Here is a 19055-nt window from a genome sequence, read left to right as displayed (position 1 = left end):
CTCCGCCGGGCCGGGCCGAGGTGGGGAAGACGGCGTTCCGCGGGCCGGTCCAAGCGGGGGGGCGCGCGCCGGGCAGAATGCGCCTCTCATCCCCTGTGACCTGCGAAATCACCGTGACCCAAGGCGAGTTGGCAAGGGCTTCGGAGCGGCCGTCGCCGGGCCATTGTCAGTGGTGGGTCCTACGGTTTTTTCCATGACGCGAACCATGCAGGCGCTCGCCTACGCACGCCCGTCCGCCCTGGAGTCCGGGGCCGGCGGCGGTCTTCTTGGTCTGGAGACCTCCGGCGGGCTCACCCCGGCGGGCGCACAGCCCCACCCCGCCTTCTTCTCCGGTTTCCTCGCCTCGCCGCTGGCCGCGGCCCGGGCGCTGCTCGCGGTCGCCGACGTGGCCGCCGCGCGGTACACGGACCCGACACCGCGCCCGCTGCTCGACCCGGTGGTGACGGGGAACGGGGACCGGCTGCGGTTCGAGTCCTTCTCCGGCTGCTGCGGTGTCTACGCCCGGCTGGACGTGCTGCGCGACGGCCTGGAGGGGCGGGAGACCGCGCACGGCACCACCAATGTGGACGTGAACAACCCGCTGCGGGAGGCGCTGTCCCGGATGACCGGTGACAGCCCGCTCCATCTGCGGGTGGGCCCCGGGGAGATGGCGGTCACCACCCTGGACGGGCCGGTCGTGGAGAAGAAGGTGCCCCTGCCGGACCGCTGGCTGCGCGGGTTCGCGGAGGCCCAGGTCGCCACCGCCGGGTTCGAGCTGCGGGCCGAGCTGCCGGGGGCGGAGGCGGTGCGGTTCCTGCGCTCGCTGCCGCGCTCCTTCGGCCGTGCCTCCCGGGGCACGACCTGGGTGGTCCCGGCGCGGGGGGCCCTGCGGCCCACCACCCGGCCGGTCGCGGGAGCGGTCTGCCTGCCGGGGCCGGAGCGGCTGACGGCCCTGCACCGGGTACTGCGCCACGCCACCGCCCTGCGGGTGTACGGCCCGTCGGGCACCGGCTCCGCGCCCGCCCCGGCCGCGTGGGAGGTGATGCTGCCGGGGATGCGGCTCACCCTGACGCTGTCGCCGGACACCAGCCGCGGTTTCTCCGGCGAGGGCGGTGTCCTGGAGGCGCTGTCCACGCCGGAGGCCGAGCAGGACGCGGAGCTGATCTCGGTGCTGCTCGCCTGGGAGCCGGTGATCGACCCGGCGGAGCTGGCGGACCGGTCCGGTCTGCCCGTGGAGCGGGTACGGGCCGCGCTGGTACGGCTGGGCACGGCGGGCCGGGTCGGGTACGACGTGGCGGACGCGGCCTACTTCCACCGGGAACTCCCCTATGACGCGCGGCGCGCGGAGAGACACAATCCACGGCTGCTCAGCGCCCGGGAGCTGGTCGCGTCGGGTGCGGTGACCCTCGGCGCGGACGGGGAGACGGCCGCGGTGGCCTCGGGCGCGCGGGTCTACCGGGTCGGGGAGCGCGGCGGACGGCTGTGGTGCACCTGCGCCTGGTGGGCGGAGCACCAGGGCGGGCGCGGCCCCTGCAAGCACGCGCTCGCGGTCCGGATGGTGCGGCGCGGCGCCACCGCCGCGGACGGGGACGCGGGTACGCGGGCCGCCGTACCGGCCGCGCGTGCCGCCGGTGCGGACCCGGTCGGGGGTGCCCGGTGAACGCGATTCTCGACACCGTGCGCCGGGGTGCTTTCCGGGAGGTGGCCACGGAGCTGGCCCCGCTGACCGCGGCCGAGCGCAAGGAGCTGCTGCCGGAGCTGAAGGCGCTGCGCACCGAGCTGCGCGGCTGGGGCTGGGAGGAGTGGCGGACCCGGGGCCGGATCTCCACCGCGCTGCTGGTCGCCGGGGCGGGCTGCCACCCGGGTGCCGCCGCGGCGGCGGGCTGGATCGGGGCGCGGGATCTGCGGATGTCCCGGGGCCCGGGGGACGCGCCGGTCCTGCCCGCCGTGCTGGCGGCGCTGGCGGGCCGGGACCCCGACTGGCTCGGCGATCTCGCCCACCGGCTCGCCGCCCGCGCCTCGACCGGCGCTGACGACTACCCCCTGATCCGGGAGCTGGTGGCACTCTCGGGCCGCCCCGTGCCCACGGACGACCCCTGCGTCCGCGGCTGGGCCGTCCATGTGCACCGCCACCGCGAGCTGTTGCGTCACCTGGACCGGGAACCGGCGGTGGACGTGCTGGCGCCCCGGCTCTTCGAACTGCCCGAGCTGCCCGGGGAGCTGCTGTGGTCGGCGGAGGAGGACGGCCCCCAGCACTGGCCGCAGGCGCTGGCACGGCTCTCGGTGTCGGACGCGGTCGAACGCCCGGTGATCGTGGACGCCTGTGTCTCCCGGCTGCTGCGCGGCGGCAGGCCCCAGGAGCTGAAGTTCTTCCGCGCCGTGCTGCGGGCCCTCGCGCTCACGCCGGAGGAGGAGAGCGCCCGGATTCCCGACTGGATGGGCATGGCCGCCGACGGCACGGGCCCGGTGGCCGCCCATGCCCAGGGGGTGCTGGGGGCGCTGGCCGAGCGGGGCACGCTGTCGGAGCACGACTTCGCCCAGACCTCGGGCGCGGTCTTCTTCCGGAGCGAGAAGACCCTGGTGCGCACCCAGCTCACCCTGCTGGGCAGGACCGTCAGGGCACGGGCGAAGGCCGGGGACGCCGCCGCCGTGGCCACGCTGCTGCGCGCCGCGGGAGACGCCTTCGGGCACGCGGACACCGGGGTGCAGGACCGCGCGCTGAAGCTGGTGGCCCGTCATCTGCCGGACGTGGACGCCGGGGTGCGCCAGGAGCTGGCCGAGGCCGCCGCCCTGCTCGGCCCGGCGCACCGGGAGACGGCGGCCGGGCTCTTCGGCTCCCTCCTGCCCGAGGACGGCCCGGAGCCGGGCGCCGAGGAGACGCTGCCCCCGGTGCCCGCGCGGCGCGCGGTCCCCGGGCCGCCGGACTCCGTCGGGGAGTTCACGGCGGACCTGGTCGCCGTGATGGACCGGGACGACAGGGACCCGGACCGGATCGCCTTCGAACGGACGCTGGACGCCCTGGTGCGGCTGGCCCACACGGACCGGGAGCGGCTGGCCGAAGCGATGCGGGAGACCTTCGCGGGACAGTGGTGGTTCGGACCGGACCACGACAGCCGCTATGTCAGCCGCCGGATGGCACGGGTGTCGGCCGGTCTGGAGCTGCTGGTGGCCACGGTGGCCGACGTGGTGCCGACCGAGGTGGTGCGGCGGATACACCGGCGGAGCACCGGCCCGGGGGTCTGCGCGGTCGGGGGGATGTGCGGCGTGATCACGGCCCGGATCGCGGAGGCCGCGTGGCTGATCCGGACGGAGAGGCCGCCGCTGCTGCTCGCGACACCGACCTGGGAGACGGGGGCGCTGGACGCCGAGGTGCTGCTGGAGCGGTTGCGGGAGTACCAGCGGCTCGGTGCCGACCCGGGGCCGGTGGACTTCACCCAGGCCCTGCTGCGGGTCGCGCCGGGCACGGGCGGCCCCGTGGCACGGGAGGCGGCCCTCCTCGGGACGGAGGAGGGCGACCGGCTCGCCGCCTGGCTGGAGGGGACCGCGCCGGAGCTGCCCGCGCTGACGCACCCGGCACCGGTGGACCTGTCGGACCCGGCCGGGCCCCAGGACGCGCCGGAGGGCACCGGGGAGGACCCGGCTCGGGGCGCGGAGTCCACCGGGGGCGGGCTGCTCGGGCTGACCGCGCGCACGGCCCGGGCGCTGACCGGCCGCGTCCGGCAGCGGACCGCCGCCCAGCGGGCACTGCCGGGCCCGTTCCGCTGGCTGGCGCAGCGCCCCGACCCCGCGCACACCCACAGCCACAGCTGCGCCGGCTGGTATCTGTCGCTGGAGCAGGTGGCGCCGCTGTGGACGACGGCCCTGCCGCACCACCGGGAGGCGGTGGCGTCCTGGCTGCGCGTCTTCATGGAGCACCTGGTGGACCAGTACGCCGACCGCTTGGACTGGCAGAACATGACGAGCGCGCTGGCCCGGCTCGCGGAGGGCGAGGGGGACGGGCCCGCGGGGCCGGAGCTGCACCGGGCCGTGGCGCTGGGGCTGGACGCGCCGGACTCCGGGGCCCGGCTGGGCGCGGTGGACGCGCTGCTGGTGCTGGCCGCCCGGGGCCAGCTCGATCCGGTCCTGCTGGGCGGGCGGCTGGGCACGATGTTCCGGAACGGCGCGCTCAAGCCCAACCGGCTCGCGGACGCCGCCCGCACCGCGGCGGCGACCGGCGCGTATACGACGACCTGGGCGGTGCTGGCCGCCGCGCTGCCCGCGCTGCTCGGGGCGGTGCCGGTGGCGCGGTCGCTCGGCGAGGTCCTGGAGGTGGCGGCCGATTGCGCGGAGCGCTCCGGCCCGGCCGTGGCGCGGCCCCCGGCGTCCCTGCCGGAGCTGCTTCCGGGGCTGGGGGAACTGGCCGGGCGGGGAGGCTCGTCGATACGGGTGGCGCAGGCGGCCCGGCTGCTGACGGCGGTGCGCCGCCATGAGGCGGGCCCCGCAGACGGGGGGAGGGAACAATCTCCGCCAGGAACGGCTAAAAAGAGTGCATAGGGGCCCAGATATGTGCTTAACCCATCGGTCACAATACGTTTGTGACCGTGCAACACGGTTCGGCGAGAGTGCTGTCATGACACAGACGACCTCGACAGCATCCTCGTCCGCCCCGTCCTCGCGGAGCGCCCGCCGCCACCACTGGCGGCGGGACCTCGTCGAGCTGGCGGCCGTGTTCACGGCGGTGGTGGTCGCCGACACGGTGGCCAAGCTGATCGTACGGGGGCCGGACGGTCCGGTGCTCCTCGTCGTCTCGGCCGCGACCCTCGCCGCGACCGCCGCCTTCCACACCTGGTGGGCACATCGCCCGGGTCACGCCCCTCCGAACGATACGGCGCACATCATCGACACCACCGACACGACCGGCGCCACCGCGACCGGCCGCCCGCAGCACACCGGCGGAGAGGCCCAGCGGCCACGAGGCCCCGGGGAGGAGGCCGCCCCGGGCGGCGGGACGGCGCTGTGGCGGATGCGCACCACCGTGCGCGACGAGCCGGGCAGCCTCGCCGCGCTCTGCGCGGCGCTGGCCTCCCTCCGGGTCGACATCCTCACCCTGCAGACCCATCCGCTCGCCGAGGGCACCGTCGACGAGTTCCTGCTGCGGGCACCCGCGGCGCTGCCGCCCCGGCAGCTGACCGCGAAGGTCGCGGCGGCGGGCGGCAGCGACACCTGGATCGAGCGCGCCGACGCCCACGACCTGGTGGACACCCCCACCCGGGTGCTGGGCCTCGCCTCCCGCACCGCGCTGGACGCGGCCGAACTGCCGCTCGCCCTGCGCCATCTCCTCGGCCGCTGCACCGTCCACCACCGCCCCGCGCCCGCCCCCGGCGGACGGCCCCCCGCCGAGCTGCCGCCCCCGGAGGGCACACAGGACGGGACCGTGCTGCGGTTCCGCGACCCGCGCGGCGGCGCGATCGAGGTGGAGCGCCCGCAGCTCCCCTTCACCCCGACCGAGTTCGCCCGCGCCCGGGCGCTGCTGGAGTTGGACGCCCGGCTCGGCCACCGGGTGCCGCCGGGCCGGGACGTGCTCACCCTGCCGAAGGGCGAGGAGATCACGGTCGGCCGGGCCGACCAGCGGGACACCGAGGCCGCCAGGGCCCTGCACGGCCGCTGCTCGGAGCGGACCCTGCGGCAGCGCTACCACGGCCCCGTCGCCGACGCGGACCGCTATCTCGACCATCTGCTGAGCCCCCGGTTCGGCCGCACACTCGCCGTGCGGACCGGCTCGGGACGGCTGGTCGCCCTCGGCCATCTGCTCTGGGACGGGGACGAGAGCGAGGTGGCCCTGCTCGTGGAGGACGCCTGGCAGCGCCGGGGCATCGGCTCCGAGCTGCTGACCCGGCTGGTGGCGCTGGCCCGGGAGTCCGGGAGCGGAAGCGTCTACGCGGTGACCCAGGCGTCCAACACCGGCATGGTCGCGGCGATGCGCGGGCTGCGGCTGCCGCTCGACCTCCAGGTCGAGGAGGGCACGCTGGTGCTCACGGCGGCCCTGGACGGAGCGGACCCCGGTCGGAATCAGGCCAGGGAGCGGGCGGAGCGCTGAGGGCCCGCACGGAGCGGCGCCGCGCCCCCGGCCGCCGGGGCGCGCCGTCACCCGCCCGCCCGTCGCGCCTCCCGTCCGGCCGCGCGGAGCACGCGTCGCACCGGCGGTGATCCGGCCACGGCGAAAGCGGCACTGCGGCGGACGAGGGGCGCGGCGGACGATGATGACATGACGCAGTCCCGTGCTTGAGGATGTGTGCATGTCAGTAACCCCCAATAGCCCGCTGCCCCGTGAGGTCGCCGACGCCCATGTCGACGCCGTCATCGCACTCGACCCGACGTTCGGCACCTATCTGGGTGTCAAGGAGAGCAGCCCTTTCCTCCCCGACTACTCGCCCGCCGGGGACGCGGCCCGCGCGGCGCTCGCCCGGGAGACCCTCGCCCGGCTCGACGACGCCGAGAAGCAGCCGGGCGCCGAGAGCGACGTCGAGCGGCGCTGTGCCCGGCTGCTGCGTGAGCGGCTGACGGCGGAACTCGCCATCCACGACACGGGAGAGAAGCTGCGCGCGGTGAGCAATCTGCGCTCGCCGGTGCACTCGGTGCGGGAGTCGTTCTCGGTGATGCCCACCCGGACCGAGGAGGACTGGGCGGCCGTGGACCGGCGGCTGCGCGCCGTGCCCGCCGCGCTGGAGGGCTACCGGTCCTCGCTCGCCCTGGGGCTGGAGCGCGGGCTCCTCGGCGGCCCCCGGGCGACGCGGACCAACATCGGGCAGATGACGGAGTGGATCGGCACGGACCGGAGTTGGTTCGGGCAGTTCGTGGCGGCGGGCCCGGACGCGCTCCGCGACCGGCTCGACGCCGCCGCGGACCTCGCCACCGGCGCGCTCACCGTGCTGCGCGACTGGATGCGGGACGTGTATCTGCCCGCCGTCGCGGACGCGCCGGACACCGTGGGCCGGGAGCGGTACGCCCGCTGGGCGCGCTTCTTCAACGGCACCGAACTGGACCTGGACGAGGCGTACGCGTACGGCTGGTCGGAGTACCACCGGCTGCTCGCCGAGATGCGGACCGAGGCCGGCAAGATCCTCCCCGGGGCGGGCCCCTGGGAGGCGCTGGCCCACCTCGACGAGCACGGCCGGCACATCGAGGGCGTCGACGAGGTGCGCGACTGGCTCCAGGGGCTCATGGACGAGGCGATCGAGACGCTGGACGGCACCCACTTCGAACTCGCCGAGCGGGTGCGGCGGGTGGAGTCCCGTATCGCCCCGCCCGGCAGCGCGGCGGCGCCCTACTACACCGGCCCCTCGGAGGACTTCTCCCGCCCCGGGCTGACCTGGCTGCCGACGATGGGGGCCACCCGCTTCCCCGTGTACGACCTGGTGTCGACCTGGTACCACGAGGGCGTCCCCGGACACCATCTCCAGATCGCGCAGTGGGTCCATGTCGCCGACCGGCTCTCCCGCTACCAGGCCACCCTCGGGAAGGTCAGCGCCAATGTGGAGGGGTGGGCCCTCTACGCCGAACGGCTCATGGACGAGCTGGGCTTCCTGCCCGACCCCGAGCAGCGGCTGGGCTATCTGGACGCGCAGATGATGCGTGCCTGCCGGGTGATCGTGGACATCGGGATGCATCTGGGGCTGGAGATCCCGGCGGACTCGCCGTTCCGGCCGGGCGAGTCCTGGACGCCCGAGCTGGCCGAGGAGTTCTTCGGCCTGCACAGCGGACGGCCCGCGGCGTATGTGGCGAGCGAGTTGACCCGTTATCTCTCGATGCCCGCCCAGGCGATCGGCTACAAGCTGGGTGAACGGGCGTGGCTGCTGGGACGGGAGAAAGCCCGCGCGGCGCACGGCGACGCGTTCGACGCGAAGGCGTGGCACATGGCGGCGCTGTCCCAGGGCTCGCTGGGCCTGGACGACCTGGTGGACGAGTTGTCCCGGCTGTGACCGCCGGACGGGGGCAGAGCACCGCCCCCGGTCGGTGGCGACCGGGGGCGCGGCCGGGAGCGGCGGGGCCCAGGGCGCCGTGGCTCAGCGGCGGAAGCCGCCCTCGGAGTCGATGACCTGACCGGTGATCCACTCCGCCTCGTCCGTCGCCAGCCAGGCGATCAGCCGGGCCGGGTCGTCGGGCATGCCCCAGCGGCCCGCGGGGAAGAGGTCCGCGACAGCCTGGTACTCCTCGCCCTCCATGTAGTCCGTGTCCACCGGACCGGGGTTGACGGTGTTCACGGTGACGGCCAGCTCGGCGAGTGTGGTCGACAGGGAGCGGGTGACCGAGGCCAGCGCCCCCTTGGCCAGCGCGTACGCCAGCTCCCCCGGCATGCCGCCCGCGATGTCCTGGCCCGAGGTCATCATGACGACCCGGCCGCCGGGAGTACGCGCCGGAAGCGCGGCCCGCTGCCGGGCGAAGGTCTGGATCAGCAGCAGCACCGCGCGGGTGTCGATGGCCCAGTGGGCGTCGAGCTTCTCCGCGTCGATCTCCAGGAGGGTGCCGTCGAAGCCGCTGAGGGCGTGGTTGGCGACCAGGATGTCGAGCCGTCCGCCGAGTGCGCGGGTCGCGGTGGCGATCAGCTCGGCGGGGGCGGCGGCGGTGGAGAGGTCACCGGGGCCGTGGCAGACCCGGGCCGAGGGGTCGCCGAGGGCGGCCCGCACCCCGGCGGCCACCGCTTCGGGGCCCTCCGGGTCGGCGCCCCACGGCTTGGCCTCGTCATGGGGGACATGGTGGTGCAGATAGACGCTCGCGCCATGGGCGGCGAGGCGGCGGGCCACCGCGTAGCCGATGCCCCCGCGCCGGCTGGCGCCGGTGACCAGGGCGGTACGGCCCCGCAGCGGAAGGGGGTCGCGGCGCAGGGAGGCGGCTTCGGGATGCGGCAGCTTGGGCATGGGAGCCCATGATGGCCGAGGGGTGAGTGGCTGTCACATGTTTTTCGGCGGCCCGCCGGGGAGGGCCGCCGGGCCGGACTGTCCGGGTGCGCCGTGGCCGGACAGCCCCGTCCCCCGGGTCAGCCGTCCAGCGGGGCGGTGTGCAGCCGGACCGTGGAGCCCCCCCGTGCCTTGACCACCTCCAGCCGGGTGGGAACACGGCGTCGGAGGTCGGCGACATGGCTGACGATGCCGACGCAGCGGTCCCGTTCGCGCAGCGCGTCGAGGACGTCGATGACCTCGTCGAGGGTCTGCTCGTCCAGGCTGCCGAAGCCCTCGTCGACGAAGAGGGTGTCGAGCCGTACGCCCCCGGCCTCTTCGGTGACCACGTCGGCGAGGCCCAGCGCCAACGCCAGCGAGGCGAAGAAGGTCTCGCCGCCGGAGAGGGTCGCCGTGTCCCGCTCGGCCCCGGTCCAGGCGTCCACGACATGGAGCCCGAGGCCCGAACGTCTGCCGCCGGAGCGGGCATCGGAGTGGACCAGGGTAAAGCGGCCGGACGACATGCGCCGCAGCCGTACGGACGCGGCGGCGGCGACCTGTTCGAGCCGGGCCGCCAGGACGTACGACTCCAGCCGCATCCTGCGCTCGTTGTCGGCGGAGGTGCCCGCGGTGAGCCCCGCGAGCCGGGCGACCCGGTCGTACTCCTCGCGCAGCGGGCCGAGCCCCCGCACGGCGGTGACGGCCCGCGCGGAGAGCCGCGCCAGCTCGGCACGGCGCTCACGGGCGGAGTCGAGCGCGGACACAGCCTCGCGCAGGGCACGTTCGGCCCTGTCGTACCCGGTGCGGGCGGCGGCGGAGTCGACGGGGGGACGCTCCCCCGCGGCCCGGGTCCCGGGCTCGTCGAGCCGGTCGGCGACCGCCGCGGCCTCGGTGCGCCAGGCGTCGACGCGGGACTGGACGTCGCGCAGCGCGGCGGCGGGGAGCAACGCGTCGGCGGCGGCCGACGGGGTGCCGAGGTCCGCGTCGAACACGGCGGAGGCGAGCCGGTCGTCGGCCACCTTCAGCCGCCGCGCGGCGGTGTCCGCCTCCCGGACGGCCCCGGCGGCCCGAGCGAGCAGCCGCACCCGGCGCTCCAGCAGCGCGGCGCGGGCGGAGACGCCGGTGCCGTCGTCGAGATGCGCCAGCTCGGCGAGGAGGGCGCCCTGCTCCCGGTCGAGCGCCTCCCGCCGCGAGGTCCGCGCCGCCACCCGCCGCTCGGTCTCCTGACGGTCCGCCAGCCGCTCCCGGTGCTCCCGCTCGGCCCGGTCGAGCGCCTCCCGCGCACTGTGCCCGCCCCCCGCGGTCCGATGCGCCCGCCCGTACTCCTCCTCCAGCCGGACGACCAGCGCCTCCAGCTCACGCACGGTGGGGTCGTACTCCTCCCCGGCCCCCCGTGCCCGCGGAACGGCACCGTCCACCGCGACGGGCGCGTCCCTCGGGGCGCCCCGCCCACCGGCGGACCGCCCGCCGTCCACGGACCCGTTTTCGGCCCCGTCCCCTCCGGTGCCGGAAACCCGACCGGCCGCACCGGCCGCACCACCACCGGCCACCATCGGTGCGACAGAGCCACCCGCGCCCTGGGCCCGGCCCGGCACCCCGCCGCCCACGGACCCGCCGACCGCCCTGTCCCCTCCGGACGGGGCCGGAACCGACTCCCCGGTGGCGGAAGGCTCACCGTCCGCACCACCGGAACCGCCACCGACCACGCCGAACGGACCGGCCTCCCCGGCACCCGCACCCGCGCCGACCGGACCGGCGGTGCCACCCGGGCCACCCACACCGTCCGTCGGGACCGGCGCACCACCGGCACCGGCATCCGCCACCGGTACGCGGAAACCACCCGCAGCGTCCATGCCTTCCGGGCCTTCCCCGGCCGCCGCGACCGGCACCACGGAACTGCCCGGCCCGGCAGGCCCAGCCGCACCGCACGCGGGCCCACCGGACAACCGGTCCGGCTTCCCGGCGCCCGGGAAGCGACCGGGCCCACCGGTCCTCACACCCGAGGTGTCCGGGCCACCCACACCGTCCGTCGCGACCGGCACACCACCGGCACCGCCACCGGCCGCCGCCACCGGTACGCGGAAACCACCCGCGGTGTCCGAGCCGTTCGCGGGCCCACCGGCCACCGCACCACCCACCGCGTCGGCTCCGCGTGCCCGGCCCGAGTCCACAGGACCGGGCAGGCGGCCGGATTCACCGCCTCCGGCACGCGCAGCCGCGCCTGCGGCGACCGGACCGGCCGGACCGGTACCGGGTGTCACCACCGCCGTACCCGACCCGGACGCCCCGGACGCCCCGGACGCGGGGGCCGCGGTGGCCGGGGAGCGGTCGGGTCCGCCGGTCCCGTTCGCCGGGGACGAAGACGTGCCCGTCGGCGGAGAGACGGACCGGGCCTGGGTACGGGCGGTGGTCAGGGCCTCGGTGAGGACCGCGAGTTCGCGTTCGGCGGTGGCCTTGGCGGCGTCCGCGCGGGTGTAGTGGTCGTACGCGGAGTCCTCCTGCGCCGCGGTCACGGAGCCATCGGTCGGACGGGCCGGTTCCGGGTGCTCGGCGGAGCCGCAGACGGTGCACGGGCGGCCCGGGGCCAGCTCGGCGGCCAGCTCGGCGGCGATGCCGAGCAGCCGTCGTTCCTTGAGGTCGAGCCACTGCTCGCGGGCCCGGCCCGCACGGTCGCGGGCGGTGCGCAGCCCCTCCTCGGCCGTCACTCCGAGGACCGCGAGCCGGTCCCTTTCCCGCGCGGCGCGCAGCCGTCGGCGGGCGGGGTCGAGCCGACCCGCGAGGTGTTCGGCGCGGGTCGCCGCGTCCTGTGCGGCGGCGATCCGCTCCTGGTGTCCATGGCGCAGGGCCTCCCAGCCCGCGAGCCACCCCTCCGCGTCCTGGAGGATCTCCTCGTCCGCTCGGGCCTGGCGGTCCAGCGCGGCGCGCTCCCGGGTGATCTCCTCGCTGCGCCGCTCGGCCCGGAGAGCCGCCTCAAGGCCGCCGAGGTCCTGGCGCAGCCGGGCCTCGGCGGCGGCGAGCTGCTCGGCCCCCGCCTCCCGCAGCTCGGCCGGGAGCAGGGCGCGGGCCTCCTCGTACGCGGTGCCCGCCACGGTGTGCTCGCGGGCCGCGTCGTCGCGCAGCCGCAGCGCGGGCGCGACCCGCTCCGCCCGCCGGGCGCGGTCCAGACGGTCGCACAGCTCCTCGTACTCGGGCCGCCGGTCCTCCAGGACGGCACGGCGGCGGCGGGCGTCCTCGTACCGCCGCTGGAGCCGCTCCTCCTCCTGGGCCGACTCCAGTGCCTCGCGCGCCGCCCGCTGGCGGTGCTCCGCCGCGGTCAGCGCTCCTTCGGCGATGTCCCGGCGCTCGGCGGCTCCCGCGCGGGCGACGGCGGCCCACTCCAGGACGGCGTCCGCGAGACCGGGGTCGCCGGGCTGCTGCCGGGGCGGCGGCCAGTCGTCCGCCGCCGCGCCCGCGGCCTGCTCCATGCGGTGGGCGATCGCGAGAAGCCCCTCGTCCGCGGTGCGGACCCGCCCCTCGGCGGTGCGCCGCCGCTCGGCGAGGCGCTCCTCCACGGCGGCGAAGCGGCCGGTGTCGAAGAGACGGCCGAGCAGCCGCGCCCTGGCCTCGGCGTCGGAGCGCAGAAAACGGGCGAAGTCCCCCTGCGGCAACAGCACCACCTGGCAGAACTGCTCCCGGCTCATCCCGACGAGCTGGGTGATCTCCTCCCCGATCTCCTGGTGGGAGCGGCTGAGCGCGCGCCAGGCGCCCTGCTCGGCGTCGTACTCGCGGAGCTGGCTCTGGGCCCGCTCGGTGGTGACGCCCCTGCCGTTCTTCTTGGGACGGGGCTGTGCGGGCCTGCGGCGGATCTCCAGCCGCCGACCGCCCACGGTCAGGTCGAGCAGCACCTCGGTGGGGGTGCCCGCCGGGGCGTGGTCGCTGCGCAGCGAGGTCCCGGGGCTCTGCCGGGCGCCGGGGACCGCCCCGTACAGCGCGAAGCAGACCGCGTCGAGCACAGAGGTCTTGCCCGCGCCGGTCGCGCCGTGCAGCAGGAAGATCCCCGCGCCGGAGAGCGCGTCGAAATCGATCTCCTGGGTGGCTCCGAAAGGGCCGAACGCGGTGACGGTGAGCCGGTGGAGCCTCATCGGGCGGACCTCCCCGCGCTCTCCCGCACCGCTTCCCCGACCCGTACCCCGTCGAACGCGTCGCGCAGCACCTCGCGTTCCCGCTCGTCCGGTCCGCTGCCGCCGCGCACATGGGCGACGAAGTCCTCGGCGATCTCCTGGTCCCCGCGTCCGCCGATCCGTTCGGCGTAGGACATCGTCTCCCCGGCCGGGTCGCGCTCGGGCGCGAACACCAGGCTCAGGGTGTGCGGGAAGCGTTCGGTGAGGCGGGCCATGGGCTCCGCCGGGCGGGCCGGGTCGGTGAGGGTCGCCTCGACGAAGGAGTCCGTGTGCCGGTCGAGCGCGGGGTCCTCCAGCAGCTCGGCGAGGGTGCCGCGGAGCCGGGCCAGCGGCCGGGGGACGGGGCAGTCGACCCGTTCCGCGGAGATCTCGCCCCGGGGCCCGAGGTCGACGATCCACATCGTCTTGCGGTGGTTCGCCTCGGAGAACGAGTACGCGAGGGGCGAGCCGGAGTAGCGGAGCCGCTCGGTCACCGTCTGGCAGCCGTGCAGATGCCCGAGGGCGACGTAATCCACGCCGTGGAAGATCCCCGCGGGCACGGCGCTCATCCCGCCGACGGTGATGTCCCGCTCGCTGTCGCTCGGCTCGCCCCCGGCGACGAAGGCGTGGGCGAGCACCACGGAACGTGTGGCCCGGGGCCGGTCCGCGAGATCGGCGCGCACCCGGTCCAGCGCGGCGCCGATGACGGCCTCGTGGTGCGTCCGCTCGGTCCTGAACTCGTCCTTCACCAAGGCTGGTTCGAGATAGGGCAGCCCGTAGCAGGCGACCTCGCCGTGGGCGTCGGACAGGAGCACCGGGGTACCGCAGCCCGCCGGGTCGGTCCGCAGATGGATACCGGCGCGGCCGAGCAGCCCGGCGCCGACGCCGAGCCTGCGGGCGGAGTCGTGGTTCCCGGAGATCATGACGGTCGGCACGCCCGCGTCGGCGAGCCGGTGCAGCGCCCGGTCGTACAGCTCCACCGCCGCCAGTGGCGGCACGGCCCGGTCGTAGATGTCTCCGGCGACCAGGACGGCGTCAATCCCGCGGTCCCGGACGGTCTCCACCAGGTGGTCGAGAAACGCGGCCTGTGCCTCCAGCATGCTCACCCGGTGCAGCGAGCGTCCCAGATGCCAGTCCGATGTGTGCAACAGCCTCACAGCACCGCCCCGACCCGCATGGTGTCCCCCTTCTCCGCCCCTGGTGTCCGGCCTCCGCCCCGCGCGGGTCCCCCCATCGGCGCCCACCACGCTAACGCCTCGCGCACCCCGGATGTCCCGCGCACCCCTGCCGGGGCGGTCTCTCCCGATGTCCACCCTCGCAGACCGCCCCGGCGTCGGCATCGGCCATTCGGCCGACCGAACCGTCCCCCGTCCCGCTGTCCCTCCCCCGCAAGAAGGAGGAGGCCGGCATTCCGTCCGCTGTCCGAGACTGGTGGGGACCCTGTTCCACCGTCGCCGGGAGCCGCCCGTGAACACCCCCCATCTGCTGTTGCTGGACGCCGCCGGGCGCGGCGACGACGCCGGGGTGCGCGCGGCCCTGGCGGCGGGCGCCGATGTCGGGGCCCGGGACGGGGAGCTGCGCACCGCGCTGCTGCTGGCCGCGCTGGGTGATCATGTCCAGGTCGCCCGGACCCTGATCGCCGCCGGAGCCGACCCCGACGCCCAGGACCGCAGGCACGACAGCCCATGGCTGGTCACCGGCGTGACCGGCAGCGTGGCGATGATGCGGACGCTGCTCCGGGGCGCCCCTGACCTGCGGCTGCGCAACCGCTTCGGCGGTGTCTCGCTGATCCCGGCGAGCGAGCGCGGCCATGTCGCGTATGTACGGGCCGTGCTGCGCGAGACCGACATCGAGGTGGACCACGTCAACGACCTGGGGTGGACGGCGCTGCTGGAGGCGGTCATCCTCGGCGACGGCGGACAGGACCACCAGGAGGTGGTGGCCCTGCTGCTGGCCGCCGGGGCGGACCCGCAGCTCGCCGACTCCGAGGGGGTCACCCCGCTGCGGCACGCGGAGCGCCGCGGCTTCGAGGAGATCGCCGGGCTGCTGCGGGGTACGCGATGAGGCGCCGCGCGCTCGCCCCGGTCCTGGCGCTGGCCGTGGCGGGGCTGCTCGCGGGCTGCGCGGCGGACCCGGGCACAAAGGACGCGCGGACGGCGGGCGCGAGCGCGGCGGGCGGTGCGGGGGACGCGGACGGCACCGGTCCCCAGCGGCCGGACGGAAGCGCCGGACCGGACGGCGGCACCACGGCTCCGGCGGACCGCTCCCCCGGTGTCCTCACCCCCGGGGGCACCCTGCTCGTCGCCGACTTCGGCGGTGACACGGTGACCTTCCTCCATCCGGAACGGGGCCCCTTCGCCTCCGTCCGCGTCGGCACCGCGCCCTACGGGCTGGCCGTCGGCGCGGACGGCCGGGCCTGGGTCGCCACCGCCGAGGGGATCGCGATCGTCGACACCCGTACCCGCGCGGGCCTGGGCCGGATTCCGTACCGCACGGACACCGGACCGGTGACCACGGGCGAGTACCGGGGCGGCGGTATGGGGATCGCCCTCTCCCCCGACGGGAAGCGGGTGTACGCGGGGGTGAATGTCCCGGGCGGCCCCGGGGTACTGGAGGTCGTCGACACCGCCACCCGGAAGGTGGTCGCGACCGTGCCGGTGGGCCGCCGTCCCTTCGACGTGGACGTCTCGCGCGACGGGCGGGAGGTCTACGCCACCAACCACGACTCCTTCGACGTCACCGCCGTCGCCGCGGACACCTTGCGCGCCCGCCGTCACGAGGTCGCCCCCTACGGCACCGAGGGCGGCCTCGGCTCCTGGCTGAAACCGCACTACGCGGTGGTCCGGCAGGACGGCCGGCTGCTGCTGCCGTTCGAGGGCGAGCGGCTCGCGGTGCTCGATCCGCGCACCGGACGGGTCGACGTGGAGCGGATGACCGCCGACACCCATCAGCACGGCGCCGCCCTGACCCCGGACGGCACCCTGCTCGCCGTGGGCACCGGGCCCATCGGCTCCGACGACGAGGAGGCGTCCCTGACCATCCGGGCCCCGGACGGAACGGAACGTGTCGTACCGCTCGACGGGCCGCACGAGGACGTGGCCGTGTCGCAGGACGGGCGCACCGCCTATGTGACCGGTGGTTTCACCCGCGACGGCTTCTGGGACGGCGTCACCGTCGTCGACCTGGAGCGGGGCGCCGCCCGACGGCTGCCCGGCGGTTCACGGCCCCTGGGCATCGCCGTGCTGTAGCCGTTCCGCACCCGGTAGGGCCGGTGGGGACAGGGCCGGTACGGACGGGGGACCGGACAGGAAGGAGCCGGGCGGGGCCGGGCCGGGCGGCAAAACGCCGCAGGGCAGAGGGGCGCAGGGGAGAGGGGCGGGCGTCAGGCGTCGCCGTACGCCTCCCCGCCCAGCTCGAACCCCGCGGCGCCCGCCGTCACATCGGCCAGCCAGGCGCGGAACGCCACGACCTCCGCGTCCGGCAGCCCGATCTCGATCGTGACGCGCTCGTCGTACCGCACCTCGCGCACGGCCCGCCCCGTCGCCCGCAGCTCGTTCTCCAGCTTGCCCGCCCGCTGGAGCTCGGCCGTGACGGTGGCGAGCCGGAAGCGCCGCCGGGTGCGGGTGCCGACCGCGTCCAGGGCTTCGCCGACCACTCCCCCGTACGCCCTGATCAGCCCGCCGGCGCCCAGTTTCACACCGCCGTAGTAGCGGGTGACCACCGCCGCCGTGTAGCGGACCTCGCGCCGCATCAGCATCTGGAGCATCGGGACTCCGGCGGTGCCGCCGGGTTCGCCGTCGTCGCTGGCCTTCTGGACGGAGGCGTCGGCGCCGATGACATACGCGAAGCAGTTGTGGGTGGCGGTCGGGTGCTCCTTGCGGATGCGCGCGACGAACGCCTGGGCCTCCTCCTCGGTCGCGGCGGGTGCGAGCGCGCAGAGGAAGCGCGATCTGTTGATCTCTGTCTCGTAAACGCCCTCGTGGGCGACTGTCCGGTACTGCTCCTGCATCAGTCCACCCTAAGCCGCGCCCGGAGGGGAATGCTCCGCGCGGGTCGCCCGTTGTCCTGGCATGAACGCAGAGCGCGAGGAAGCACAGGGGACGGCCGGGGCGGAGCGGACCACCGGGACGGCGGGCACGGCGGGCGCGCACGGGGCGGAGCGCAGCCAGGACGCGGCGGCGGCACGGGCCGCCGCCGAGCGGATTCTGACCGCCACGGGCGACACCTGGGCCGTGGTGGGCCTCTCGGACAACAGCGCGCGGGCGGCGTACGGCGTGGCCCGCGTACTCCAGGACTTCGGCAAGCGGGTGGTTCCCGTGCACCCCAAGGCAGAGACCGTGCACGGCGAGCGGGGGTACGCGACGCTGGCGGAGATCCCCTTCCCGGTGGACGTGGTGGATGTCTTCGTCAACTCCGCTCTGGCCGGGGCGGTCGCGGACGAGGCCGTCACGATCGGGGCGAAGGCGGTGTGGTTCCAGCTTGGCGTGGTCGACGAGGAGGCGTACGCCCGGACGCGGTCCGCCGGTCTGGACATGGTGATGGACCGCTGCCCCGCGATCGAGATCGGAGCGCTGGGCCTCGACGCCCGCTGAGCCGCCGGGACGCGGGAACGCGCAGCCGCCGGGCGGAGCGGAACGGCGCCGTCAGGGCCGTTCCGTGCCCTCCGGCGGCGGCACCGGCGGCCCGACGACGGGCGGCTCGGCCTCCGCCGACTGCTGGGTCCCCCGCTCCGGCCCGCGTCCCCGCTCCCTGCCCCGTCCGGCTTCCCGTTCCGGCTGATCCGGCTGATCCGGCTGATCCGGCTGATCCGGCTGATCAGCGAGGGCGAGCAACTGCTCCGGGGTGATGTCCTCCGGGAGCGGCACGGGCGCGGGGGTGCGCAGCGGGGGCTGCCAGCCCCGGGCCTGGTCCCAGCGGCGGACGATGCGCGCCGGGGCGCCCGCGACGACACAGTGGTCGGGGACCTCGCCCCGTACCACCGCTCCGGCGGCGACCACGACATTGCGGCCGAGCCGGGCGCCGGGCAGCACCACGGCGCCGGTGCCCAGCCAGCAGCCCGGCCCTATCTCGACCGGCTCGGCGCGCGGCCACTGCTTGCCGACCGGCTGCTGGGGGTCGTCGTAGCTGTGGTTGGTGGAGGTGATGTAGACATAGGGCCCGCAGTAGGTGTCCGAGCCGATGGTCACCCGGGTGTCGGCGATGACATGGCTGCCGCGGCCGAGGACGACGCCGTTGCCCAGGGTGAGGATCGGCTCGGGGCCGAGGTCGAGCCCCGGCATCATGCCCGCCGTGAGGGTGACCTGCTCACCGATGATGCAGTGGTCGCCCAGTTCGATCCATGCCTCGCCGAAGACGGTCCCCTGTGGGAAGGCGAGCCGTGTGCCCGGCCCCAGTCGGCGGAAACGGAGCCGCCCGGGGTGTGCGGCGGTGACGGAGCCCGCCCGCTGCACCCAGCGCCAGCCGCGGTGGACGGCCCGGGTGAGCGCGCCACGGCACCAGACGGCCGGGGACGGGAACAGGTTTCCGTTGAGGGGCACCCGCTCACGGTAATCGGCCCGGTCGAGGCCGTTCCCGGCTCCGACCTGTGATCTTCGCCCCATGAGAGCCCGTGGGGAGTCAGTGGAAGCCCCGTGGGAGCCCCGTGAGAGAGGGCCTTCCGAAGCCCTCCGCCGACCATGGATGACCGAAAAGCATCGCCCGATCTCGCTCCCCGGGCCCTCGGAGGCCGCTGACAGCCGGGGGACGGCCGGAGACGGGCCCGGCCCCGAGGGGTCTTTGCCCGGGGTCCTGCCACCATTTCCAAGGGTCTTGCGGAATCCCGCGCCTATCACGCCGCCCCGCACCGGACGACGACTTCGGGTCTAACTCCTCCGTTCTGTGGCCCACAAGGCCCTGGACGGGGCCTGTGGCCGTGACACGTGACTAGCATGAGCGCCACATACGTGCGGATGATCACCACCCAACTCCCGGTGCCCGCTCGTGTGTTCAGCCGCCCGACCAGCGGCTCCCATCCGCATCCCCGGAC

12 protein-coding genes are annotated in these 19055 nt (G+C 75.8%); 7 read left to right on the top strand and 5 right to left on the bottom strand.

The genetic code is table 11. The features are described 5' to 3' along the window. Positions 1-193: 193 nt before the first annotated feature. The 4 genes from CRV15_RS25465 to CRV15_RS25450 all read left to right on the top strand — a co-directional run bounded on the left by CRV15_RS25465 (position 194) and on the right by CRV15_RS25450 (position 7937). On the top strand, positions 194-1639 hold the full coding sequence (locus CRV15_RS25465; RefSeq protein WP_003959621.1) for an SWIM zinc finger family protein: 1446 nt from the start codon (positions 194-196) through the stop codon (positions 1637-1639). After that, positions 1636-4512, top strand: a complete 2877-nt coding sequence (locus CRV15_RS37470; RefSeq protein WP_003959622.1) for a DUF6493 family protein — start codon at positions 1636-1638, stop codon at positions 4510-4512. The genes CRV15_RS25465 and CRV15_RS37470 overlap by 4 nt, the downstream gene beginning before the upstream one ends. Before the next feature lie 76 nt (positions 4513-4588). Then, complete coding sequence (locus tag CRV15_RS25455; protein WP_003959623.1) at positions 4589-6055, top strand: GNAT family N-acetyltransferase; 1467 nt, start codon at positions 4589-4591, stop codon at positions 6053-6055. Positions 6056-6254: 199 nt separating this feature from the next. Then, positions 6255-7937, top strand: a complete 1683-nt coding sequence (locus tag CRV15_RS25450) for a DUF885 domain-containing protein (protein WP_003959624.1) — start codon at positions 6255-6257, stop codon at positions 7935-7937. A gap of 84 nt (positions 7938-8021) precedes the next feature. Here the strand turns inward: CRV15_RS25450 and CRV15_RS25445 are convergent, their stop codons facing one another. The 3 genes from CRV15_RS25445 to CRV15_RS25435 all read right to left on the bottom strand — a co-directional run bounded on the left by CRV15_RS25445 (position 8022) and on the right by CRV15_RS25435 (position 14187). Next, entirely contained in the window at positions 8022-8873 is an 852-nt protein-coding gene (locus CRV15_RS25445; protein WP_003959625.1) for an SDR family oxidoreductase, read from the bottom strand. A 119-nt stretch (positions 8874-8992) separates the two neighbouring features. Next, the gene (locus CRV15_RS25440; RefSeq protein ID WP_003959626.1) at positions 8993-13012 is read right to left on the bottom strand and encodes an AAA family ATPase; all 4020 of its coding nucleotides are present in this window, start codon (positions 13010-13012) and stop codon (positions 8993-8995) included. After that, the gene (locus CRV15_RS25435; RefSeq protein WP_003959627.1) at positions 13009-14187 is read right to left on the bottom strand and encodes an exonuclease SbcCD subunit D; all 1179 of its coding nucleotides are present in this window, start codon (positions 14185-14187) and stop codon (positions 13009-13011) included. The genes CRV15_RS25440 and CRV15_RS25435 overlap by 4 nt, the downstream gene beginning before the upstream one ends. Before the next feature lie 310 nt (positions 14188-14497). On the opposite strand from CRV15_RS25435, the gene CRV15_RS25430 reads away from it, so the two are divergent. Then, the gene (locus tag CRV15_RS25430; RefSeq protein ID WP_009995414.1) at positions 14498-15094 is read left to right on the top strand and encodes an ankyrin repeat domain-containing protein; all 597 of its coding nucleotides are present in this window, start codon (positions 14498-14500) and stop codon (positions 15092-15094) included. Continuing rightward, positions 15091-16278: a YncE family protein gene (locus tag CRV15_RS25425; protein WP_003959629.1), complete on the top strand. Its 1188-nt coding sequence runs from the start codon at positions 15091-15093 to the stop codon at positions 16276-16278. The genes CRV15_RS25430 and CRV15_RS25425 overlap by 4 nt, the downstream gene beginning before the upstream one ends. Before the next feature lie 134 nt (positions 16279-16412). Here the strand turns inward: CRV15_RS25425 and CRV15_RS25420 are convergent, their stop codons facing one another. Further along, positions 16413-17039: a YigZ family protein gene (locus CRV15_RS25420; RefSeq protein WP_003959630.1), complete on the bottom strand. Its 627-nt coding sequence runs from the start codon at positions 17037-17039 to the stop codon at positions 16413-16415. A 61-nt stretch (positions 17040-17100) separates the two neighbouring features. On the opposite strand from CRV15_RS25420, the gene CRV15_RS25415 reads away from it, so the two are divergent. Then, positions 17101-17622, top strand: coding sequence for a CoA-binding protein (locus CRV15_RS25415; protein WP_003959631.1), 522 nt, complete (start codon positions 17101-17103; stop codon positions 17620-17622). Positions 17623-17673: 51 nt separating this feature from the next. Here the strand turns inward: CRV15_RS25415 and CRV15_RS25410 are convergent, their stop codons facing one another. Further along, positions 17674-18567, bottom strand: a complete 894-nt coding sequence (locus CRV15_RS25410; protein ID WP_009995416.1) for an acyltransferase — start codon at positions 18565-18567, stop codon at positions 17674-17676. Between the last annotated feature and the right edge of the window lie 488 nt (positions 18568-19055).

This window comes from Streptomyces clavuligerus, from assembly GCF_005519465.1.
In the GTDB taxonomy this organism is placed as follows: Bacteria; Actinomycetota; Actinomycetes; order Streptomycetales; family Streptomycetaceae; genus Streptomyces; species Streptomyces clavuligerus.
The sequence above is the reverse complement of the archived record's forward strand: the minus strand, read 5'-3'. Positions and strand labels throughout refer to the sequence as shown.